Origin of the sequence: Sphingomonas sp. LR59, from assembly GCF_036855945.1 — a bacterium.
In the GTDB taxonomy this organism is placed as follows: domain Bacteria; phylum Pseudomonadota; class Alphaproteobacteria; order Sphingomonadales; family Sphingomonadaceae; genus Sphingomonas.
Genome location: NZ_JASPFL010000001.1, coordinates 1,906,990 through 1,927,723 on the forward strand (window position 1 = coordinate 1,906,990; position 20,734 = coordinate 1,927,723).

Annotated in this window: 16 protein-coding genes and 1 tRNA gene; 10 read left to right on the forward strand and 7 right to left on the reverse strand. The window is 64.8% G+C overall.

Annotated elements, in window-relative coordinates; all coding sequences use genetic code 11:
- Nucleotides 1-2: 2 nt before the first annotated feature.
- The 4 genes from nth to QP164_RS08740 all read left to right on the forward strand — a co-directional run bounded on the left by nth (nt 3) and on the right by QP164_RS08740 (nt 4,195).
- Nucleotides 3-686 (forward strand): endonuclease III, encoded by a 684-nt coding sequence (gene nth, locus QP164_RS08725; protein WP_333924220.1) that lies wholly within the window; start codon nt 3-5, stop codon nt 684-686.
- 51 nt (nt 687-737) lie between these two features.
- Nucleotides 738-814 (forward strand) — tRNA-Arg (locus QP164_RS08730).
- Nucleotides 815-1,290: 476 nt separating this feature from the next.
- Nucleotides 1,291-3,060: an alpha-amylase family glycosyl hydrolase gene (locus QP164_RS08735; RefSeq protein WP_333922890.1), complete on the forward strand. Its 1,770-nt coding sequence runs from the start codon at nt 1,291-1,293 to the stop codon at nt 3,058-3,060.
- Nucleotides 3,061-3,220: 160 nt separating this feature from the next.
- Nucleotides 3,221-4,195, forward strand: a complete 975-nt coding sequence (locus tag QP164_RS08740) for an NAD(P)/FAD-dependent oxidoreductase (RefSeq protein WP_333922891.1) — start codon at nt 3,221-3,223, stop codon at nt 4,193-4,195.
- On the opposite strand, the gene QP164_RS08745 is transcribed toward QP164_RS08740, so the two are convergent.
- The 3 genes from QP164_RS08745 to QP164_RS08755 form a co-directional block, all read right to left on the reverse strand.
- The gene (locus tag QP164_RS08745) at nt 4,192-5,127 is read right to left on the reverse strand and encodes a Brp/Blh family beta-carotene 15,15'-dioxygenase (protein WP_333922892.1); all 936 of its coding nucleotides are present in this window, start codon (nt 5,125-5,127) and stop codon (nt 4,192-4,194) included. The two genes, QP164_RS08740 and QP164_RS08745, sit on opposite strands and share 4 nt — an antisense overlap.
- Nucleotides 5,128-5,149: 22 nt before the next feature.
- The gene (locus QP164_RS08750) at nt 5,150-5,917 is read right to left on the reverse strand and encodes a bacteriorhodopsin-like (RefSeq protein ID WP_333922893.1); all 768 of its coding nucleotides are present in this window, start codon (nt 5,915-5,917) and stop codon (nt 5,150-5,152) included.
- A gap of 318 nt (nt 5,918-6,235) precedes the next feature.
- Entirely contained in the window at nt 6,236-6,838 is a 603-nt protein-coding gene (locus QP164_RS08755; RefSeq protein ID WP_332754324.1) for a LuxR C-terminal-related transcriptional regulator, read from the reverse strand.
- Between the two features lie 229 nt (nt 6,839-7,067).
- Here QP164_RS08755 and QP164_RS08760 point away from each other — a divergent pair, with 229 nt between their 5' ends.
- Together QP164_RS08760 and QP164_RS08765 are read left to right on the forward strand one after the other, a co-directional pair.
- Nucleotides 7,068-7,337, forward strand: coding sequence for a DUF1488 family protein (locus QP164_RS08760; RefSeq protein WP_165886556.1), 270 nt, complete (start codon nt 7,068-7,070; stop codon nt 7,335-7,337).
- 104 nt (nt 7,338-7,441) lie between these two features.
- A complete protein-coding gene (locus tag QP164_RS08765) occupies nt 7,442-8,026 on the forward strand; it encodes a glutathione S-transferase N-terminal domain-containing protein (protein WP_333922894.1) in 585 nt (194 codons plus the stop codon).
- A gap of 61 nt (nt 8,027-8,087) precedes the next feature.
- On the opposite strand, the gene QP164_RS08770 is transcribed toward QP164_RS08765, so the two are convergent.
- Both QP164_RS08770 and QP164_RS08775 read right to left on the reverse strand, forming a co-directional pair.
- Entirely contained in the window at nt 8,088-8,444 is a 357-nt protein-coding gene (locus QP164_RS08770) for a hypothetical protein (protein WP_333922895.1), read from the reverse strand.
- Nucleotides 8,441-9,304, reverse strand: coding sequence for a DUF1624 domain-containing protein (locus QP164_RS08775; protein WP_333922896.1), 864 nt, complete (start codon nt 9,302-9,304; stop codon nt 8,441-8,443). Before QP164_RS08775 ends, QP164_RS08770 begins: the two co-directional genes overlap by 4 nt.
- A 47-nt stretch (nt 9,305-9,351) precedes the next feature.
- Between QP164_RS08775 and QP164_RS08780 the strand changes: the two genes are divergently transcribed.
- On the forward strand, nt 9,352-11,448 hold the full coding sequence (locus tag QP164_RS08780) for a TonB-dependent siderophore receptor (protein WP_333922897.1): 2,097 nt from the start codon (nt 9,352-9,354) through the stop codon (nt 11,446-11,448).
- Between the two features lie 129 nt (nt 11,449-11,577).
- On the opposite strand, the gene QP164_RS08785 is transcribed toward QP164_RS08780, so the two are convergent.
- Entirely contained in the window at nt 11,578-15,000 is a 3,423-nt protein-coding gene (locus tag QP164_RS08785; protein WP_333922898.1) for a TonB-dependent receptor, read from the reverse strand.
- Nucleotides 15,001-15,458: 458 nt separating this feature from the next.
- Between QP164_RS08785 and QP164_RS08790 the strand changes: the two genes are divergently transcribed.
- Nucleotides 15,459-16,937, forward strand: a complete 1,479-nt coding sequence (locus QP164_RS08790) for a tryptophan halogenase family protein (RefSeq protein ID WP_333922899.1) — start codon at nt 15,459-15,461, stop codon at nt 16,935-16,937.
- Nucleotides 16,938-17,014: 77 nt separating this feature from the next.
- Here the strand turns inward: QP164_RS08790 and QP164_RS08795 are convergent, their stop codons facing one another.
- Complete coding sequence (locus QP164_RS08795; RefSeq protein ID WP_333922900.1) at nt 17,015-18,211, reverse strand: cupin-like domain-containing protein; 1,197 nt, start codon at nt 18,209-18,211, stop codon at nt 17,015-17,017.
- Between QP164_RS08795 and QP164_RS08800 the strand changes: the two genes are divergently transcribed.
- Complete coding sequence (locus tag QP164_RS08800) at nt 18,174-19,202, forward strand: polysaccharide deacetylase family protein (protein WP_333922901.1); 1,029 nt, start codon at nt 18,174-18,176, stop codon at nt 19,200-19,202. The genes QP164_RS08795 and QP164_RS08800 overlap by 38 nt on opposite strands.
- A 136-nt stretch (nt 19,203-19,338) precedes the next feature.
- Entirely contained in the window at nt 19,339-20,721 is a 1,383-nt protein-coding gene (locus QP164_RS08805) for a hypothetical protein (protein ID WP_333922902.1), read from the forward strand.
- Nucleotides 20,722-20,734 lie beyond the last annotated feature (13 nt).

The window sequence follows — 20,734 nt, forward strand, 5'->3', positions numbered from 1 at the left end:
TCATCGAGTTCTACGCGCGTCTGGCCGAAGCCGATCCGCACCCCGAAACCGAACTCGAATTCGTCAACCCGTATACGCTGGTCGTCGCCGTCGCGCTCTCCGCGCAGGCCACCGATATCGGCGTCAACAAGGCCACGCGTGCGCTGTTCCGCGAGGTCGATACGCCGGAGAAGATGGTTGCGCTCGGCCTCGATGAGCTGAAGCGCCACATCAAGACGATCGGCCTGTTCAACACCAAGGCGAAGAACGTCATCGCACTCTCGCAGATGCTGATCGACGATTATGGCGGCAAAGTCCCGAACGATCGCGCGGCACTGGAGCGACTGCCCGGTGTCGGACGCAAGACCGCGAACGTCGTGCTCAACGTCGCGTTCGGCGCCGAGACGTTCGCGGTCGACACGCACATCTTCCGCGTCGGCAACCGCACCGGCCTCGCCCGCGGCAAGACCCCGCTCGCGGTCGAGCTGAAACTCGACAAGGCGACTCCACAGCCATTCCGTCTCCACGCGCATCACTGGCTGATCCTGCACGGCCGTTATGTCTGCAAGGCGCGGACGCCCGAATGCTGGCGCTGCATCGTGAGCGATCTGTGCGCATACAAACCCAAGACGCCGCTGCCAAAAAGCAGATCTGCCACGAGTTCGTCACCCCAAGCGGTCATTCACACACCGACTGAAGAGCCCTGATCGCGAAAACGTCTGGCGTCCCCCGTTTCGCTTTGCTAGGCGGGCCATCCGGCACCCGTAGCTCAGCTGGATAGAGCGCTGCCCTCCGAAGGCAGAGGCCACTGGTTCGAATCCAGTCGGGTGCACCAAGGCTTTCCGCCATTTTTTCGCATTATCGGAAATCCTCATTCCGATGATGTTCCGGGGCCTTCCGCGGATGTTGCGGTTTGGGAGGCGTGAGGATGGGTGAAAGCGCCCGGGCACAGACGCCCGATATCTTCGATAGTCGCTTCAATCAGGCGCCCCGCTCAAACGGTTTGCGCCGTCCCCCGCTTTCTTGGACTCGCCTTCCTATCCAGCCCCTGCGCTTGCGGACCGCGTGAATACGTATGCGCCATGCTTGGTTTCGCGACCGAGCATCCGCACAGCGAACGGTAACATGGTCGGCACGATCGGGCATGCGGTGATGGAGGGGAAGTGCATGTCGAGGTTGGCCGAAAGATCCACGATACTGCTAGCGCTGGCCTTCGCCGCGCCTCCCGCGTTGGCCGCCCCTAAACCTGTGGTAGCCGAGCAGACTCCTTTGGTCGCCGCGCAGATTGGGGCCGCAAGGACCCCGCCGACAATGACCACGCCCGCAAAGGTCGCTGACTACCGCGCGCGGCTGCCGCAGGACGAGGTCATCTATTTCCTGCTTCCCGATCGGTTCGAGAACGGCGACCCCTCCAATGATCGTGGTGGGTTGAGCGGCGGCGCGCAGGTCACCGGCTTCGATCCGACCGCCAAGGGCTTTTTCCACGGCGGCGATCTCAAAGGCCTGACCCGGCGCCTCGACTATATCCAGAACCTCGGCGCGACCGCAATCTGGGTCGGACCGGTGTTCAAGAACAAGCCCGTACAGGGCGCACCGGGCCAGCAATCTGCCGGCTATCACGGCTATTGGATCACCGATTTCACGCAGGTCGACCCGCATCTCGGCACCAACACGGATTTTGCGGCGCTGGTCGCAGCCGCGCATGGCCGCGGGATGAAGGTCTATATGGACATCATCATCAACCACACCGCGGACGTAATCCAGTACCGCGAGTGCGTCGGCAAACGCGAATGCGCCTATCGTAGCCGGGCAGACTATCCGTACCAGCGTCGGCTTGGCGCCAATGGCGCAGCGATCAATCCAGGCTTCACCGGCGACGATGTCCACACCGCCGACAATTTCGCCAAGCTCACCCGCAGCGACTATGCCTATACCCCATTCGTCCCCGCCGGCGAGCGAGACGTGAAGGTTCCTGGCTGGCTTAACGACGTGCGCTATTATCACAATCGTGGGGACACGACCTATCGCAACGAAAGTTCGACGATGGGCGATTTCGTCGGTCTCGACGATCTGATGACCGAGAATCCTCGGGTCGTGTCCGGGATGATAGACATTTTCGGCGACTGGATCGATCGCTACGGTGTAGATGGCTTCCGCATCGACACCGCGCGTCATGTGAACCCCGAATTCTGGGCTGCGTTCGTCCCTGCGATGCAGGCCCGTGCCGCCGCCAAGGGCATTCCCAATTTCCACATCTTCGGCGAGGTTTCGGACCACGAGGTACGCCCCGCCGTGCTCGCGCAACACACGATCGTCGACAAACTACCCGCGGTACTCGACTTCTCATTCCGACAGGCGATCGTCGAGACGGTTGCGGGTACGCGTGGGACCGACGCATTCGAGGCGCTGTTCGACGGTGACGCGCTATATGCCCGAGGCTTCGACACCGCGGTGACGTTACCGACCTTTACTGGCAATCATGACGACGGCAGGTTCGCGACCTTCGTACGCAAGGCATTTCCGCGAGCGGGCGACGACGAAGTGCTGGCGCGGGTGATGCTGTCCAACGCAATGCTGCTGACGCTGCGCGGGGTGCCGACGATTTATTCTGGCGACGAACAAGGCTTTGTGAGCGACGGTAACGATCAGGACGCCCGCGAGGACATGTTCGCCAGCAAGGTCGCGGTGTACAACGACAATCATCTGATCGGCACCGACAGCACAACCGCCACCGCGCATTTCAGCGGCGACAATCCGCTGTTTCGCCAGACGGCCATTTTGGCACGACTCCGCACCGCCACGCCCGCACTGACCCGCGGCCGGCAGACGCTCCGCGCGCGTGAGGACATGCCGGGGCTGCTCGCGATCTCGCGCTTCGATCCGGTCACGAAGGCGGAAGTCCTGCTGGCGTTCAACACCGCGACGACTGCGCTGACCCGGCAGGTGGAGATCGGCGTCGGCGCGACGTCGGCACGGACGCTTGCCGGCACGGGCTGCGGCAAGATCGCAGCCCCCGGGAGCCTTACCGTCACGCTCCCTCCGCTCGGCTATGCGGTCTGCGCGCTCGCCACACCGCGCTGACCAACCGCATGCGCCGTCAACGCGGCCATGCCAGGTTGAGGAAGATCAACTTCCCACGAGGATGCCGGGTATCGGCGACCTACCGGTATTGTAGCGTCGGAGCGGACCGTTCATGCGGTGCGTGCCCGCCCCCGGCGGTACGGGTATAACGGAGACCGTCATGAGAATCGCGATCATTGGTGCGGGCATTGCCGGTCTGTCGTGCGCGCTTCGCCTGCAGGACGCCGGCCACGGTGTCACGCTGTTCGACAAGGGCCGCGGTGCCGGCGGGCGGATGTCGACACGACGTGTCGAGACGTCTGCGGGTGAGGCAGCGTTCGATCACGGCGCACAATATCTGACGGCGCGCGATCCGGCCTTTGTCACGGCGGTCGGCGAATGGGCGGCAGCTGGGCTGATCGCCCGCTGGCCCGCGGCGGGGGACGATGCCTGGGTCGGCACCCCGGGCATGAACGCGATCGTCAAGTATCTCGCCGACCAAGCCGACGTTCACTGGCGGCACCGAGTGACCGAGATTCGCCGCAGCGATGCGGGCTGGCATATCGCGCTGTCTCCGACCGATTTCGCTCCTAGCGACCTATCCCCGACCGATTCTCTTATAGCAGGCCCGTTCGACGCCGTCGTTATCGCCGTTCCCGCCGAACAGGCCGCGCCGCTATTGGCCGATCATGATCCGGTAATGGCGGCCGAGGCCGAGGCCTGCCGCTCCTCGCCGAGCTGGACTGTAATGCTGGCCTTTGCCCAACCCGTGGCGATTGCCGACGACATAATCAGACACGCCGGCATCATCGGCTGGGCGGCGCGCAACAGCGCCAAGCCGGGGCGTCACGGCCCGGAGGCGTGGGTGGTCCAGGCCACGCCGGATTGGTCGACGACCCATCTCGAAGACTCGGCGGACAGCGTTGTCGGGCGGCTCCTCGCGGCATTGGCGGATCATGCCGAAGAGCCAATGCCCGAGCCGATCGTCCGCGCCGGGCATCGCTGGCGTTACGCCCGCGCCACTGCTGCCAATCACGGCGCGCTGTGGAACGCCGAGGCAAGACTTGGCGCCGCGGGCGATTGGCTGCTCGCGCCGCGGATCGAAAGCGCGTGGCTATCGGGCCGCATGCTCGCGGATCGGATGTTGGGCGGCTAGGTCTGCCGTAACACTGCAGACGGCAGTTCCAGACGCCGTTCGAGCCGCCGTTCGAGCCAGCGCGACAACAGCAGATGCGGCAGGGCGACGGCCGCCAACAACTGAAACGCCTGTGCCGTTATATCGGTCGGCAAGCCCTCGACGTGCGTCGCAAAAACCAACCACCCGCCGATCGCGAACGCGGACATCCCTGCTCCGGTCGCCAGCCACATTGTCCGCGACATTCCGGCCAGCACTGTACGGGCGGCAGCGATATGGCGTGGCGAATGCAGAAACACGAAGAAAAGCGCGAAGCCCGCGACGGGTGGCATCACGATCAAAGCCAGAATCGCGAACGCCGTCGCCGCTGCCCACTCGCGCGCGCCTTCGTGCCACGCCACCCCGATCCCCACGCCGGTCACCAGCAACGCAACCGGCGCCAATGCGATCATCGCTTGCGCGACGACCTCACCGCCGGGGCCGCCCGCCATGCTGACAAAGAGTTGGGCGACCGTCGCTGGGTGGCCGATCGCGGGCGCCGCGATGATCGCAGTGCCCGCTGCCATTCTGAGCAGCGGCTCGTCGATCATCGTCCAGTCCTCACCGAAATGGATCGCTGCAACGATCAGGAACAGGATCAGCGCTACTACCGGGGTGACCAGCCACAGCGCCGACATCGTGGCTGCGACACCGATGTACGCCATAACAGCCAGCCCCAGCCCGCCGCTGCGAAGACCGGTCGAGCGGGCGAGTAGCGCGATGTCGTAGGCGCCATGCGGCAATCCGCCCGCAACGAAGACCAGGGTCGCGATTGTCGTCGCGGTGGGTCCATCGAGCGGCAGCTGCGCGGCAGACGCGATGACGAGATACACGCCGGCAAGCCAGAACGCAGCCGACACGACACCACCGCGCCCAATCTGGACGCGGTGGTGGTTCGTGCTGACAGCACCCATCATGCGGCGCCGGGCACCGCGATCACTCGGCGTGAACCAGCGGGCTGTGCGCCTCGACCTGCGACTTGCGCACCGAGATCATGAAGATCAGGACGCCCACGCCGGCCTTCGCGACGATGTCTGCGATGGTGTAGCCAAGCTGGATCACGGTCGTTGCGGTGGCGCCGGTTAGGTTGGCGTAGGGCGCCATGTATACAATTGGGTAAAATCCCCAGGATGCGAACGTCAGCAGGCGCGCGCGGCGGACCAGATCGCGGGCCGCGACCGGCTGCTGTTCGATCGACTCACCAAGCCCGCGGAACAGCTCCCAGACGATGTAGACGAACGGGATCGCCGACAGCGTCCCCCACAGCGCGCGGGTCGGAATATCGGCTGCGATCTCGCCGGGATAGCCCAGCACGATCATCAGCGCCGCGGCGGATCCGAGCCGGACCGTCTTCGACGACGTCTGTTCCGGCGACAGCCGCATCACGAGCACCAACTCGACCAGCAGGAGCGGCACGGTCAGCAACCAGTCGACATAGCGATAGGCATCGTTGAAGGCGAAACCGGTCGCCTCGATCACGCCGTCCTTGAAGGTATAGGCCGCATTCCAGCTCTCGAAGATGCGCAGATAATGATACGCCGCGATCGCGGTCACCAATCCGGAGATCGTGACCGCGGTACGATACGCCGGTGCGACCTGCGATCGACTAAGCCAGAGGAAAGCGGTCGCCGCGGCCATCGTCGCGAACGTGAACGAAAACGCATTATAGACCAGCGAGAACTGGAACGGGGTTATGATGTCCATCGGGATCTCCATCACCTTGCTGCGCCGGGCTTGCTACAGTGGCATGCCGGGCTAGTTGCGGGCGATGCGAGCCGATCATCGCCGGTTCGGTCTCACCCGAGGATGGCGCCACAGCGACCTTGAAGGGTATCGGAGGGAGTTCCACCCAGGACCCGCGGCGTTGGCTGATACGCCCCGCGCCCTGGCCGCTGTGACGACCAAGTCCGGAATACGCCCCGCCAGACCCGCCTGCGATACGGAACTTGGTCCATATCGGTCGTTACGCCGCACGCCGCTGACTCGCCGCGCGGTGTCCGGATCGCGGCCCAGAATCGCGGTTCAAAGACCGGCTTCGACCGCCAATCGGATAAGGTCGGCGGTGGTCCTGAGGCCGAGACGCTCCATCAGGATGCCGCGGTGCATCTTCACGGTCTTTTCGGCGAGTCCCAGTTCTCCGGCGATCTGCTTGTTGAGCAGGCCCTGCGCGACCAGCTTGAGGACCTGACCCTGGCGCGGCGAGAGCGCCTTGACCATCTCGGCGGCGCGGATCCGTCGCATGCTGGTCGGCGTCGCCGCATTGGTATCGATCTCGACCTGCGAGCCCAGAAAGTACAGCAGACGGTCTTCCTCGTCATACAGCGGGGCGACTAGAACGGCATTGCGAAACGGCTGCCCGTTACGCTTGTAATTGAGGATCTCGACCAGCACCGGCTTATGCTCGCGGACCCCGCGCCGAATCTCCTCGGACAGCCACGGCTCGGTCGCCGGCCCCGACAGAAATCGGCAGTTACGCCCGATGACATCCTCGGCGGGGTAGCCGGTCAGATCGCAAAATGGCTGATTGCAGGCAACGATCGGGTTGTCGGGCAGCCGCGGATCGCTGATGACCGAGGGGATCGGACTGTCGGTAACCAACTGGATCAGCCGCCGATTGGACGGCACCGATACCTCCGCCAAAACCATCTTCCCCCAGCCCCTTTCATCCGTCTGCGTCCTCGTAGAGACGCCTGCCCGACGTTTGCCGGTGCTCGCAAGAGGTAGCACGTATCTGTGCCAAGCGTGCACCGCGATATTCGCCGTGACGATGCTCAATCTTTCTTCTCCGACGCGAACCCCTTGCTTGCGCCAACGCTCTTGGGCAGGGCCTGTCCTTTTCCAGGAGTACAAAGCCATGCCAAGCCGTATCACCGTCGACCAAGCGAGCCTTACCGACAACGACGTCGCCCACCAGATCGAGTTCACCGCCGAGATCGATGGCGACGAGCGCGATTTCGCAGTGAAATATGCCGTGCTCCGCGAACTCAGCGGCGACGAGCCCGAGAACGACGCGCTCGAACTGTTCGAACGGTTCAGCGATGAAATCCTCGACGTCTGTGCCGATGTCGCCGACCAGCGTCCCAACGCGAACGTGGTCGTCATCGACGACGACGATCTCGAATAAGCAGTCTAGGCCCCGACCGTTTCGAGTCCGTTTCCAGTCCGCTTCGCCCCGGGCAGCCGATCGAGATCCTGCGCGTTCACGCCGTTCACCACGGAGAGACCATCATGAAGCTCTATTATTCGCCCGGCGCCTGCAGCCTTGCAGATCATATCGCGCTGCACGAGGCGGGAATGCCGTTCGAGCATGAAAAGGTCGACCTGAAGGCGAAGCGGACCGAGAGCGGTGCCGATTTCACGACGATCAATCCCAAGGGCTATGTGCCGGCCCTGACGCTCGATTCCGGCGAGACGTTGAGCGAGAACATCGCCATCCTCGACTGGATCGCGCATCAGGATACGGCGCTGAAGCCCGCGGGTGCGATGGGGCATACGCATCTTCTCGAAGCGCTGGCGTTCATCTCGACCGAGATCCACAAGAGCTTCAAGCCGTTCTTCTCGGGTGCGGGGGATGACGAGAAGGCGAAGGCCGCCGAGACGATCGTCAAGCGCATGACCTATCTGGCGGACACGATGCAGGCTGATTTCCTGTTCGGCGCGGACGTCAGCGTCGCCGATTTCTATCTGTTCGTCATGCTGTTGTGGGCACGAAAGAACGAAATCACCGTCCCCACCAATCTGGCCGCGTTCCGCGACCGGTTGATGACGCGTCCGTCCGTCCAGAAGGCGATGCAGCACGAAGGCCTGATCTGACCACGAGCGATGCGCGCAGCGATCCTGCGCGCATCATCCTGCGCCGCCGTAAAGCCTGGCGTTAGAGATACCGCCACCACCAGCCGGTGCGCGTACGCTTGAAGGCGGCAAAGCTTCGACACGCGAACCAGCACGGCACCGCGACCAGCGCCGCGACCAGCCAGAGCGCCGCCACATTCGGCACGCTCACCAGCTTGCCATCCGAGCCCAGCACGAGTCCGGCCGCGATGTTCAACGCATGCACGGCATACAAATGCAGGATGTAGAAGAACAAAGGCGCCGATCCGAACACAGCCAACAGCGTCGTCACGCGCGCGGGCATCCGCTCGATCGCGGCGAGCAGGATCACCCCGGTCCCCAAGGTCAGGAGCAGAAAGTCGGCCGATGGCGGATATTTCGTCAGGTTGAGATAGCTCATGACCGTGGCAAGCGTCCCGCCGCCATCCTGCCACGGCAGCGGCTCGCCATAGCCGTTGATCGTCCGCAGGATCGCGAACAGCGCGAGCGCGCCACCCCCGCAACCAGCAGACGACTGCGGCGCTGAACGCGATCGACGGCCTGCGCGAACCAGGGGCCGATTGACCAACCCAGCGCAATCACGCCGATCCACGGCAGCACGGGATAGGATGTTCGAGCCTGTCCTCCGAACGGAAGGTCGAGCAGACCGCGATCGTGCAGCACCGCCCAGATCGCGTGGCCCTGCTCGCCCGGCGCGATCGCGATCGGATCGAGCAGGTTATGCCCCAACACGATCGCCAGTCCGAGCACGACGACCAGGCTGCGCGGCAAATGCACGATTGCCGCGAGCGCGATCATCGACAGCCCGATCGCCCAGATCACCTGGAGATAGACGATCGCCGGAGACGGATCGAACGTCCACGCGAAATTGACGATGGTCCATTCGAGCGCGACCAGGAACAGCCCGCGCTTGAGCAGGAAGGACGATGCCGCCGCGCGACGTTGCTCCGGCGCCCTGCCCTCTGCGTATAACCATGCCGCCAGCCCGGTCAGCAGAACGAACACCGGTGCGCACACATGCGCCGCAAGCCGCGAGAAGAACAAGCCGGGCGGCGTCGTCGCGATCGTCATCGGATCGCTGACCTGCGCGTGAAGATAGAAGAACTCGCGGGTGTGATCGACCAGCATCACCAGCATGACGAGCCCGCGCAACGCGTCGATCGACACGATCCGCTGACGCTTAACCGCAATAGGCTGGATCCGTCCCTGCACCCCGCCGGAGACCGCCACCGCGTTTCTCGTCATTGACATCGTCGTCATACCTCCGTCATTGCGATGTTACATCATTACCAAAAAGGCAACCAGTCTTGTCGACTTTCCTGCGACGTACCGGCCACATTTCCGCACTCCTGTGCTTCGCGCTGCCGCTTCCACTGGCGGCGCAGGACCCCGATCGCGAAGCGGACGGCGACGAAATCGTCCGCGAGGCGGACGGTAAAGAGATCGTCGTGCTGGGTACCCGAGGCACGCAGCCCGACCGGACATTGTCATCCGATATCTCGACCGAACGTATGTCGCCGTCCAGCCGGTCGCTCGAACGCGACCTGTTAAGCGCGGCGGGAACGTATCGGTTGTCGGATGCCCTCGAACTGGTCAGCGGCGTGAGCAACCAGAACAATCGTGGCGGCTTCCTCGACAATTTTGCCATTCGCGGGTTTCTCGGCACGCCCGATGGCGGCGCGGAATATTATGTCGACGGCTTTTTGGCGAACCGTGGCCTCGGCCCGCCACGCGATCCCGTGACGGCCGAGCGGATCGAGGTGCTGAAGGGCCCGGCGGGCGCGCTGTTCGGCGACATCGATCCCGGTGGCCGGGTCAACATCGTCAGCAAGACGCCGCGCTTTACCCCGAGGGCGACCGCCACGCTGACCTATGGCTCGTTCGATACGCGACGTGCCGAACTGGATGTGACCGGTCCGCTATCGAGGACGCTCGCGGCACGGATCGTGGTTGCAGCCGAGAACAGTGACGGCTGGCGCGATTTCGTCACGTTACGCCGCCGGGTGGTAAGCCCATCGCTGACCTGGGCGCCGCGCGATGGCATCCGGCTTACCTATGTCGGCGAGATCACGCAGTTCGATGCACCGTTCGACCGCGGTATTCCGGCGATCGGCGGCGACGCGAACGCGCTGCCCCGATCGCGTTTCTATGGCGAGCCCTCCGATGGCACGACGCGGTTTCGCAATATCCGGCATCAACTGTCCGGCCAGATCGCCGTCACCGACCGGATGACCCTGAACGGCGGTATCGCGCGACGCACGGGATCGCTGCGGGGATTCTCGTCCGACCAGTCCCGTCTGGTCGCAGGGGACACGCTGTGGCGTCAGCGCCGGGCGCGCGATTACACGGTCGAGGATCTCTCGGCACGGCTCGAACTGACGGGCGAATTCGGCGCGCACCGGGCCAGCGTCGGGATCAAAGGCTATACGCTCGACTATCACGAAGGCCTGCTCCGCAGGAACCCGACCGCCGCTGCGCCGCACGCGGTCAATGTCTTCGCGCCGCTCTATGGCGGCCAGGCGCTGCCCCTGCTGCCGTTCACCGACAATGACGAGACGCGTCGCGTGGGCACGCTCTACATCCAGGACATGTGGGACGTGACGCAGCGGCTGACGCTCACCGGTGGCGTGCGGTTCGACGCCTATCGCCAACAGGTCCGCAACAACCGCACGGGGCAGACCGGCCGGAGCATCGACGAGCCCGTCCATGTCCGGTTCGGCGGACGCTATGCGATCGACGAGCGGTTCGCGGTCCATGCCAATTGGGGAGAAAGCTTCCTGCTTAACTCGGGGACCGGGCGCGACGGTCAAGGCTTCGCCCCCGAACGCGGCAAAGGCTATGAGCTCGGCATTACCGCGGCGTTTCCCGGTCTCGATATCGCGGTGACCGGATTCGACATCGCCAAGCGCGATATCCTGACGAACGACCCGGTCGATCCGAACTTCCTGGCGCCGGTCGGATCGCTGACCAGCCGCGGGATCGAATTCGACGCGTCATTGCGAATAGCCGCCCGCTGGCAACTGGTCGCCAACTATGCCTGGACTCATGCGCGGACCGACGATCGCAGCTTTGCCACCGATCGCGTACTCAACGTACCCGAGCACGCCGCCACGCTGTTCGTTCTAGGCCGGTTTCTCGACCCCGGCGGCCGCGGTGCGTCTATCAGCGCTGGCGCCAGCTATGTCGGCGCCCGCGCGGGCGCGATCGACACCAGCGGCCTCGTCCTGCCGCGCTATCTCAAGGCGAAGGCCGCGGTCGACTATGCCTTCTCGCCGACCCTCGCCGCGCGCCTCGAAGCCGATAATCTGTTCGACGCCCGGTATGCGCAAAGCTCGTACAGTCCGGTCTGGGTCTTCCCCGGCGCACCGCGCGCCGTGCGGATGTCGGTTCGCCTCAGCTATTGAGGGTTCGGCTCTCGACCAGGCCCTGAACTATTCGCGCAGCGGCGGGCCTGATCCTAAAAAAGGGCGCCCCGCGAACGGGACGCCCCAGGCGCAGGAGATTGCCCCGCCGTTCGGCGAGTCCGATAGCGCCTATTTGAACGAGGCGCGGATCGAGAAGGTGAAGCGACTGTCGTTGATGAACCAGTTGCGCGGACGCGTCAGCAGGTCGTCGTTGATCACATAGGAGGTGCGCGTGACCGACTTGGTCAGGTTCACGCCCTGGAAACCCATCCGGATCGATGGCGTCACCGCATAGAAGATCGACGCATCGAGCTGGCCATAGGATTCCGCATAGACCGGCGAGAACGGCGTGATGACGTCGCGGATCGTCAACAGGTTGCGCGATCGCCAGTTATACGCCGCACGAAGCTCCAGCCCGTTGCGCTGATAGAATGGCCCGATGTTGAACTGGTATTTCGACAGCCCCTGCAACGGCAATTTGCTGGTGTCGACCGACGAGATGATCCCGGCCGCAACGTTCGGATCGTTCGGGTCGAGCTGTTGCTGCGACACACCGGTCGAGTGGACATAGGTGAAGTTGGCCGACAAGCCGAGCCCGCCTAGGACCGACGGCAGGAAGCCATAGGTCTGCTGGTACCCAACTTCGAAGCCGCGCACCTTGCCGGTCTCGGTCGAGTTCAGCGGCGTGGTGACGATCGCGTCGAACGTCGAGCCATTGTTGGTGAAACTCAACCGCTGCGTACCGACCGACTGGACGCCGTACAGGTTCTTGGCGAACGCGGAGAAGGTCAGCTGACCGACGCTCGAGAAATACCATTCCGCCGTCAGATCGTAATTGTCGGCGCGCACCGGTTTCAGGTTCGGATTGCCGACGTCGAAGATCGCGACCGGACCACCGTTGAAGAGGATCGTCTGGTCGCTGGTGTTCAGGCCGATATTGTAGAACGAGCGCGTCAGGCCGAATTCGGGCGGTGCAACGCTCTTGTTGAATGCGGCGCGGAACTGGAGACCACCGCCGACCGCGAGCTTGGCGTTGAAGCTGGGCAGGAAATAATCATAGGTCAGCTTGGCGTCGTTGGCGACGAGCGCGCCGTTCTGGAACGCCGCGGCTGCGGCACGCGTGGCGTCCGGCAAGGCGCAGAACCGCGAGATCGCCGAGCCATCGGTTGGCGCCACGCAGTTGAACGACTGGTTGGGGAACGCGAAGAAGCCCGACGAGGTCCGCTCGGTCCTGGTGTAGCGCACGCCGACATTGCCGCTGACGTTCCAGCCGTTCGACAGGTCGTTGCCGAACCGGACCGCGACATAGGCGGCGTTGTTGCGCTCGGTGACCGGGTTGACCTCGCCGGGACGGAACGGTGTTCCCGCGATGACGCCGGAGCGCTGCGCAAGCGGCACCCAGCCGTCCGCGCCCGAGTTGGTCGACGTGAAATTGCGCCACTCGCGGGCGATCTGGCTGATCTGCTGTACCGCGCTGCCGTAATCCTGCAGCTGATTGCCCGGGAAGAACACCCGCCCGCCGTTCGACGGATCATTGGCCTGACCGCGGAAGAAATTGTCGTACAGGAACGCCTGTTGCGGGCCCGGCGTGCCGACATCGCGGGTGGTCGGATTGCCGTCGATCGGGCGATCGAACCACACCGGTCCGCCAGCCGCACCGGCACCTGCGCCGCTGCCGTCGCCACCGCCCCAGATCTCGCTCAGCACACCCCAGTTATAGGCGGTCGAGCGCGCCTCGTTCTGACGATCCGAGAACCGGTAGCCGGCACGGACCGAGGTCAGCCAGCTCTCCTCCGGGAAGGAATAGTCCAGATCGATACGCGCGGCGTCCTCGTTGCCTGCGCTGTCCTCGATGTGATCCATCGCCGAGCGGTAGAAGCTGTTATACGGATCGAGATAGCTCGGATGCGCTGCGTTCTGATAGTTGTTCGGCGTGTTCGCGACCGGCACGAAGTTCACATAGGCGGGATCGTTGCCGTTCAGGCGGATGTCCGCATTCTGGTAGGTCGTGCCCCAGACCGTCAGATCGGTCACCGTCACCTTCGACCAGACATGCTGGTAATCGACCGTCACGCCAAGCCGCGTGGTCGGCTGCCACTTGAAGTTGAAGCTTGCGTCGTTGGTGATGAAGCGCCCGGTATTGCCGCGCGCGATGTTGTTGCTCTGCAGGCCGTTGGTCGGCGTGCGCATGTCGGTGCCTTGGTCGGCGCGATACCCGTTCGGGCCGGTGATCAGACCGCTGGTGAACGCATTGTCGTCATCGAACGTGAAGCTGGTGCCGGGATAGGGCTGAGAATCACCTGCCGACAGAACGTTGTCGGTCGCGACCTCGATCGAGTTCTCGGTCCAGGCCTCACGCGAGTCGGACCGCAGGAACTGCGCGGTCGCGTTCATCGTCCCGTCGTTGCTGCGCCACTGCCCCGCGGCCGAAAAGCCATAACGCGTGCGGTTGAATTCCTGGCTGCGCACGGCGGCGCCACGCGGCACATAGAAAAGACCGTCGCCCGCAACCGTCGATCCGTCGGTCCGCGTGATCAGGTTGTTCGCGGCGTTATACTGGTTGAGCTGATAATAGGCGCCATCGGTGCCACGCGGCCGCTCGCCCCAGTTCGAAATCTGGACGCTGTCGGCACGGCTGCGCACCTGCGAGCGGACGAAGCTGCCGAGCAGGCCGAACTGGCCGATCCCCGTCTCCCAGCGATCGCTGAGCAGGACCGATACGGTCGGCGCCGACTTCTTGACGAAGTCGCCATAATTGTTCTCGAGCGTGCCGCCGAGCGTGAATCCCGTCGAATCGAACGGCAGGCGGGTGCGCAGGTTGACCGTGCCGGCGATGCCTCCTTCGATCATGTCCGCGGACGGGCTCTTGAACACGTCGACACCGCCGAGCAGTTCGGACGGCACGTCGGCGAACGACAGGCCGCGCCCATTGTTCGCGCTGAACGAATCGCGACCATTGATCTCGGAACGGGTGTAGGTCAGCCCGCGGACGACGACGCCCGAGCCTTCGGTCGAGAAGTGATCGGGATCGGCCCCTGCCGCAAAACGGCTGATCGAGACGCCGGGAACGCGCTGCAACGCCTCGGTCACCGAGCGATCCGGCAGCGCACCGATATCCTCTGCCGAGATCGAGTCGACGACGACTTCGGAATTCTTCTTGATCGCCTGCGCGGTCTGCAGACTGCGGCGGATGCCGGTGACGACGACGTCCTGCGTCGCGGCTTCCTGCTGCGGAGTCGCCGTCGACTGCTCGGCCTGGGTCACGTCGGCACCGCCGGACGGAACCTGCGCATTGGCAGACGGCTGCGATCCGGTTGCGGTCGAGGGCTGTGCCGCGGCGGCGCGATCAGAAGGTGCGGTACGCTGTAGCGCGTTAGGGGTCGGCGTGCTCTGCGATGCGGGTGCGTCACCCGCAGCGTCGATCGACTGCGCCATCGCCGCGTACGGCAAAGCGGCCAGACACACCGCAAAAAGCGACACGCCACTCTTCAGTGCCGCACCGCGAACATACGACTGCGTATTGCCAGACTCTCGCTGCATGATGCCCTGCATCCCCTCTTCCCTGATAGCGCTATCATTTGTGAATTGCGCGCTTTGACAAGGTACTTTGTAGCGCGCACCTGAGCGGACAGCTAGTGCGAAAATGCAACAGAACGCCACAATTGTTACATTGTTTGTAACGGTACCACGTAGCGGGCAAGACCTTGGATTAAGCCAATCAAATATACGATAACAGGCGGCGTACAATCTTATTTATACGATATAGCCGAATAGTTCGGCCGGATATGGTGAGCCCGCCAACCCGCGCTAACATCGATTAAGGGCGACACTATCTCAGGCCGCGGACGCGCCCGGCATTACGGTATCAGGGATAATTGGAGGTCGGGTATTGACCATGTCGGCCTTACCACCTGCATAAGGCGTGTTGCGCCGCCCATCATAGATACGCCCTCCCCGAGGATAGCATGAGCTCCAATCCATCACCCGACAGATCCGAAACTGCGCGGGGCATGACCGTCGTCATCGTCGGTGGTGGCACCGCTGGGTGGATGGCCGCCGTCGCATTCGGCCGATTGCTCGTCCCGGCCGGTGGCCGCGTCACGTTGGTCGAGTCGGACACGATCGCAACCGTCGGCGTCGGTGAAGCGACGATCCCGCCGATCCGCACTTTTCACGCCATGCTTGGGATCGATGAAGACGCGTTCCTGGCTGCGACCGGTGGCAGCTACAAGCTCGGCATCCGGTTCGAAGGCTGGTCGCATCCGACTGAGAGCTACGTCCACCCATTCGGCCAGATCGGCACCGAGATCGCCGGCCTGTCGTTCGCCGCGCAATGGCTCCGTGCCCGGCAGGCGGGCGAGGCCGAGGACCTGGGCCAATATTCGCTGGAAGCACGCGCAGCCGAAACCGGACGGTTCTCTAAGCCGATCGCCAACGGCGACTCACCGCTGTCGCGCATCGGTTACGCCTATCACTTCGACGCCGCGCGTTATGCCGACTTCCTCCGCAAGCAAGCTGAAACACACGGCGTCGTCCGCTGCGAAGGCATGGTGGTGCGTGTCGAACAGGGCCCGGCGGGCATCGCCGCGGTTCACCTGGCCGACGGGACGCGGATCGCAGGCGACCTGTTCATCGACTGTAGCGGCTTCCGTGCATTGCTGATCGAGGGTGCGCTGGCCGCGGGCTGGGAAGATTGGTCGTCATGGCTGCCGTGCGACCGTGCGGTCGCGGTGCCCTCGTCCGCCGACGCCGCCCCATTGCCGCTGACCCGGGCGATCGCGCAACCCGCCGGATGGCGCTGGCGCATCCCGCTGCGCCACCGCACCGGCAACGGTCACGTCTTTTCGAGCCGCTACATGAGCGAGGATGAGGCGACCGCATGTCTGCTGGACGGGATCGAGGGCGAGGCGTTGGCTGATCCGCGCGTGATCCGCTTCGCGACCGGGCACCGCCGTCGATTCTGGTCGGGCAATTGCGTTGCGCTGGGGCTCGCCGCGGGATTCATGGAACCGCTCGAATCGACCAGCATCCATCTGGTGCAGAGTGGGCTCCAGCATCTGCTGCGGATGCTGCCGGGTACGGGTGTCGCATCGTCTGCCGTGATCGACCGCTATAACCGCGTGATGACCGCGGAGTTCGTCCGCATCCGTGACTTCCTCGTCGCGCATTATCATCTCAACGCGCGCCCGGAACACTTCTGGCGCGACCGGGCGGCGGCACCGATTCCCGAGGGCCTCGCTGAAAAACTCGCGATGTTTCGGGATGGCGGGCGCATCTTCCGCGAACCCGACGAACTGTTCAACGAGACGAGCTGGCTTGCGCTGTTGACCGGGCAGAACGCCGTCGTCGATGGTCACGACCCGCTTTGTGCGGCGCTGCCGATCGCGCGTGCGGCGCACCGTATCACGCAGATCGAGCAGGTCGTCACCGCCTCATTGGCGCATATGCCGCCGCATGCCGACGCGCTGACGCGGCTCGAACGCGGCTGAGCAAAGCTGCACCGCGCCCGAACCCGTATCGATCGAACCCGTATCGATCGAACCCGTATCGCCCGAACCCGTATCGATCAGCGGCGCTGGAGCGATTTGAGCAGATAGTTGCGGAGGCGTTCGGTGCGCTCGTCGCTCGCCGGCCCGAGTACACCGCGCGCCGCCATCGGCAGATGATCGGCCGCCGCCGCTGCGTCGTCGCCGAACACGTAGTGGTCGAACCACGCCCGCCAGCCGGCTTTCTCCGCCGCGGGCCGATCGCGTACCGCCATCAGCGCGTGCACGACCGCGTTGAAGGCCGAAACGGTCGGATCGAACGACCACCAATAATTACACAGCACGTTGAGCGTACCGAACGCCTGGACATGATGCCACCAGATCGCGGGCATGAAGATCGCGTCGCCCGGCCCCAGATCGGCGACCAGCGCGTGGCCGAGCGCCGCGGCATACCGCGGATAGCGATCGAAATCGGGCGTTAGAGGATCGACCATGCTCGCCGGTGGTCCCGCCAGCGTGCGGTCTAGCGGTCCGATGTAGAGATTGCCGACCTGATCGGGCGGGAACAGCGTGAAGCGACGCTGACCGGCGACGACGCAGGCGAGATTGGTCGACCCGTCATAGTGCGTTGCGGTCTGCGTCCCGTTGCCGATCCAGAGCCTTGGCACGGCGCCGCCCATCGGGAGGTCGAGCGGGTTCGCCGCGGACCAGCCGGGCAGATGCTCGGGCGCGGTCGCGGCGTTGGCATAAAGGATATGCCGCGCGTTTTCGGGGAGCGCCGACAGGCGGAGCAGCTCGTTGAGTAGCGCGCCGAGCGACGCCTTTTCACGGTGGAAGTTGAAGCCTTCGAGCTGGTCGCCGCGGTAGAAGAAGCGGCCGCCGAACTCCGGTCCGCCGATCAGCACTTCCATCGGTTGGCCGCCATTGCCGAGTCCCACCAGATAGGCCGCAATCGCACGATCGCCGTCGAGCCCCGCGCGGACGCTCGCCCAGTGCGAAACCTGGCCGCGCAAGACGATCGGGGTCGAGCTGGTCGCGACTTCGGCAGCGAACGTCGCGGCATCGACCGCGGCGCGTTCCTCGACGCGCGCATCGGTGGCGGCAGGATGATCGATTTTCATGCCGCTTGATACCGCAACCGCGATCGGCTTGCTACTTTCACCGCGCGTCCAACCACTTGCGATACCGTGACGCGCACCGTTAGTGATGCGGCGAACGACGATGACCATGGAGTGGACGATGATGCGGTGGCGGACGACGCTGATACTGGCGTCCATGAGTGTCGTCGCGGCCAAGGGGCCTGGCGCACCCGCGGCGCAGCAGGCCGTCGTGCGGACCGGCGAGGCGGTGCGCGAGTCGAACGATCGTCAGGACCGGCCGGCGCAGGCCGCCGCGGCGCTCCGACCCAACCATCGCGAATCGCGTCCGGCGATCGCCCTGACGTTCGACGATATTCCCGCGCACGGCCCCCTGCCTGCCGGTATGACACGGGTCGACGTCATCCGTGTTCTCGTGCGCGCGCTGGGAGCGGCGAACGCGCCGGCCTTCGGCTTTTTCAACGGCGGCTTCGGGACCGACGACCCGGCCGGCTCGGCCAAGGCGGTCGCGGCTTGGCGCTCGGCCGGACTGCCGCTCGGCAACCATAGCTATTCGCATACCAATCTCGACGACATCGGCGCGGCCGCCTTTTCCGCGGATATCGCTCGTAACGAAGCGCCGCTCGGCACCGCTGTACAAGCGGCCGGACGAGGGGCTGCTCCGGAGGCTGCACAGGGGTCGGACTGGCACTGGTTTCGCTACCCCTTCCTGGCGGAAGGCAAGACGCCCGCGACACGCGAGGCCGCCCGTGCAAGCCTTAGGGCGAAGGGCTACCGGGTCGCTGCCGTGACGATGAGTTTCGACGATTATAAATGGAATCCGCCTTTTGCCGGGTGCGATATCGGTCGGGACGCCGATGCGGTTCGTCGCCTCGATGACAGCTTTCTGGCCGATGCCCGTGCAGCGGCAATCGCCTCACGCGCGCGCGCGAAGGCGCAGCTCGGCCGCGACATTCCCTATGTGCTCCTGCTTCATGTCGGCGCGTTCGATGCGCGCATGATGCCGCGCCTCCTGGCCCTGTACCAAGCCATGGGCTTTCGGTTTGTGACGCTCGCAGAGGCCGAGGCCGATCCCTATTATGCCGCCGCGCTCGACCTGTCGCGACCAGGGCCAACGCCCTCGCTGGCTGGGCCACCCCGGTCCCTGCGCTCGCTGGGCCACCCGCCGTGACGTGCGGTTGAGCGTATCCACGTCCCAGAGCGCCGCAAGACGGCCGACGGGATCGGACACCGCGGTGCATGCGTTTGATCGCGCTGGGCGTGCCGCGTGGTACGCCCGCCTGCCTCTCCGGTGCGATACCCAGTCCATGTCGATGTTTCGAGTCCCGCAATTGCTGGCCCTCGCCCTGCTGACCACGATACCGCTACCCGCGGCAGCGCAGGTTCCGACGATCGTTCCGCCGCCCGTTGCGCGTGGGGTCACGGAGTCGGCTGGACCGCGCATCCAGTTGCCGGTCGACGCGCTGATGCAGGATGCCGGGCAATATGCGCGCGCGTTCGGCGTCACGCTCGACGAGGCGATGCACCGGTTGCGCGCTCAGGCGGACAGCGTCGCGGTGACCGATCGCCTGCGCGAGACCTACCGCGACCGCTGGGCGGGTATCGCGATCGATCATAGTCCGACCTATCGGATCGTCATCCTGCTGACCGGCACCGCCCCTGTTCCGGACCAGTCGGTCATGGCCGGCGGGATCGTCGTCCCGATCGTGTTTCGCACCGGCGCGACGATGAACCGCACGGGCATGCTGGCGATCATCGCCACGTATCAGGCGCGGATCCGCGCGGCCTTGCCACATCCGCCCGGCCTTGGGATCGACCCGCGGACGGGCGCGCTGCTGGTCATGATCAGCGGCCGCGACGCCGAACTCGATCGAGATGGCGCGTTGCAGGCTGAGATCGAGACGATGACCGGCGTCCCCGTCCGGATCGAGGCGATCGACCGGACGACCAACGACCAGACGGACGCACTGCCGGCTCAGACACAGGCCGCTCCCGATCTGCCCGCGCCGATCCCGGAGACCGTTCCGCCACCCGCGCCGATGCCCCGCGCGCCGTCGGTCGAGGGCGGCGCGCGGGTCGTGGGGACGGTCGATGGCAAGCGTTATGCCTGCACGACCGGGTTCGTCGTCACCGACGGATCGCGCTCCGGCATCGCCACCGCCGCGCATTGTCCCGACGCGCTGACCTATGTCGACGCGCGCCAAGGCAACGTCCCGCTCGACTTTGTCGGGCAATGGGGCTGGGGCTATCAAGACGTTCAGGTCAACACGATCGCCGCCGGCGCGCCGCTCCCCGCGTTATTTTATGCCGATACGGCGAAGACGCTGACCCGCTCCGTCTCAACGTGGCGTAACCGAGAGAGCACGCGTGCGGGGGATTTCGTCTGCCACCGCGGCGAACGAACCGGGTATAGTTGCGCGCTCGTCGCGATGGTCGATTTCGCGCCGGCGGGCGATCTGTGCGGCGGCGCGTGCCTGCCGACCTGGGTCGCGGTCGAAGGCCCCACCTGCAAGGCCGGCGACAGCGGCGCACCGGTGTTCGACGGCAATGTTGCACTTGGTCTCGTCAAGGGCGGAACGTACCGCCGTGATGGCGCGTGCCTGTTCTATTACTACATGTCGACCGACTATCTGCCGCCGGGCTGGTCACTTGCCTATGCCGCCACGAACCCCGCCCCGGTCGCGCCTTGAGGTTGCACGGACA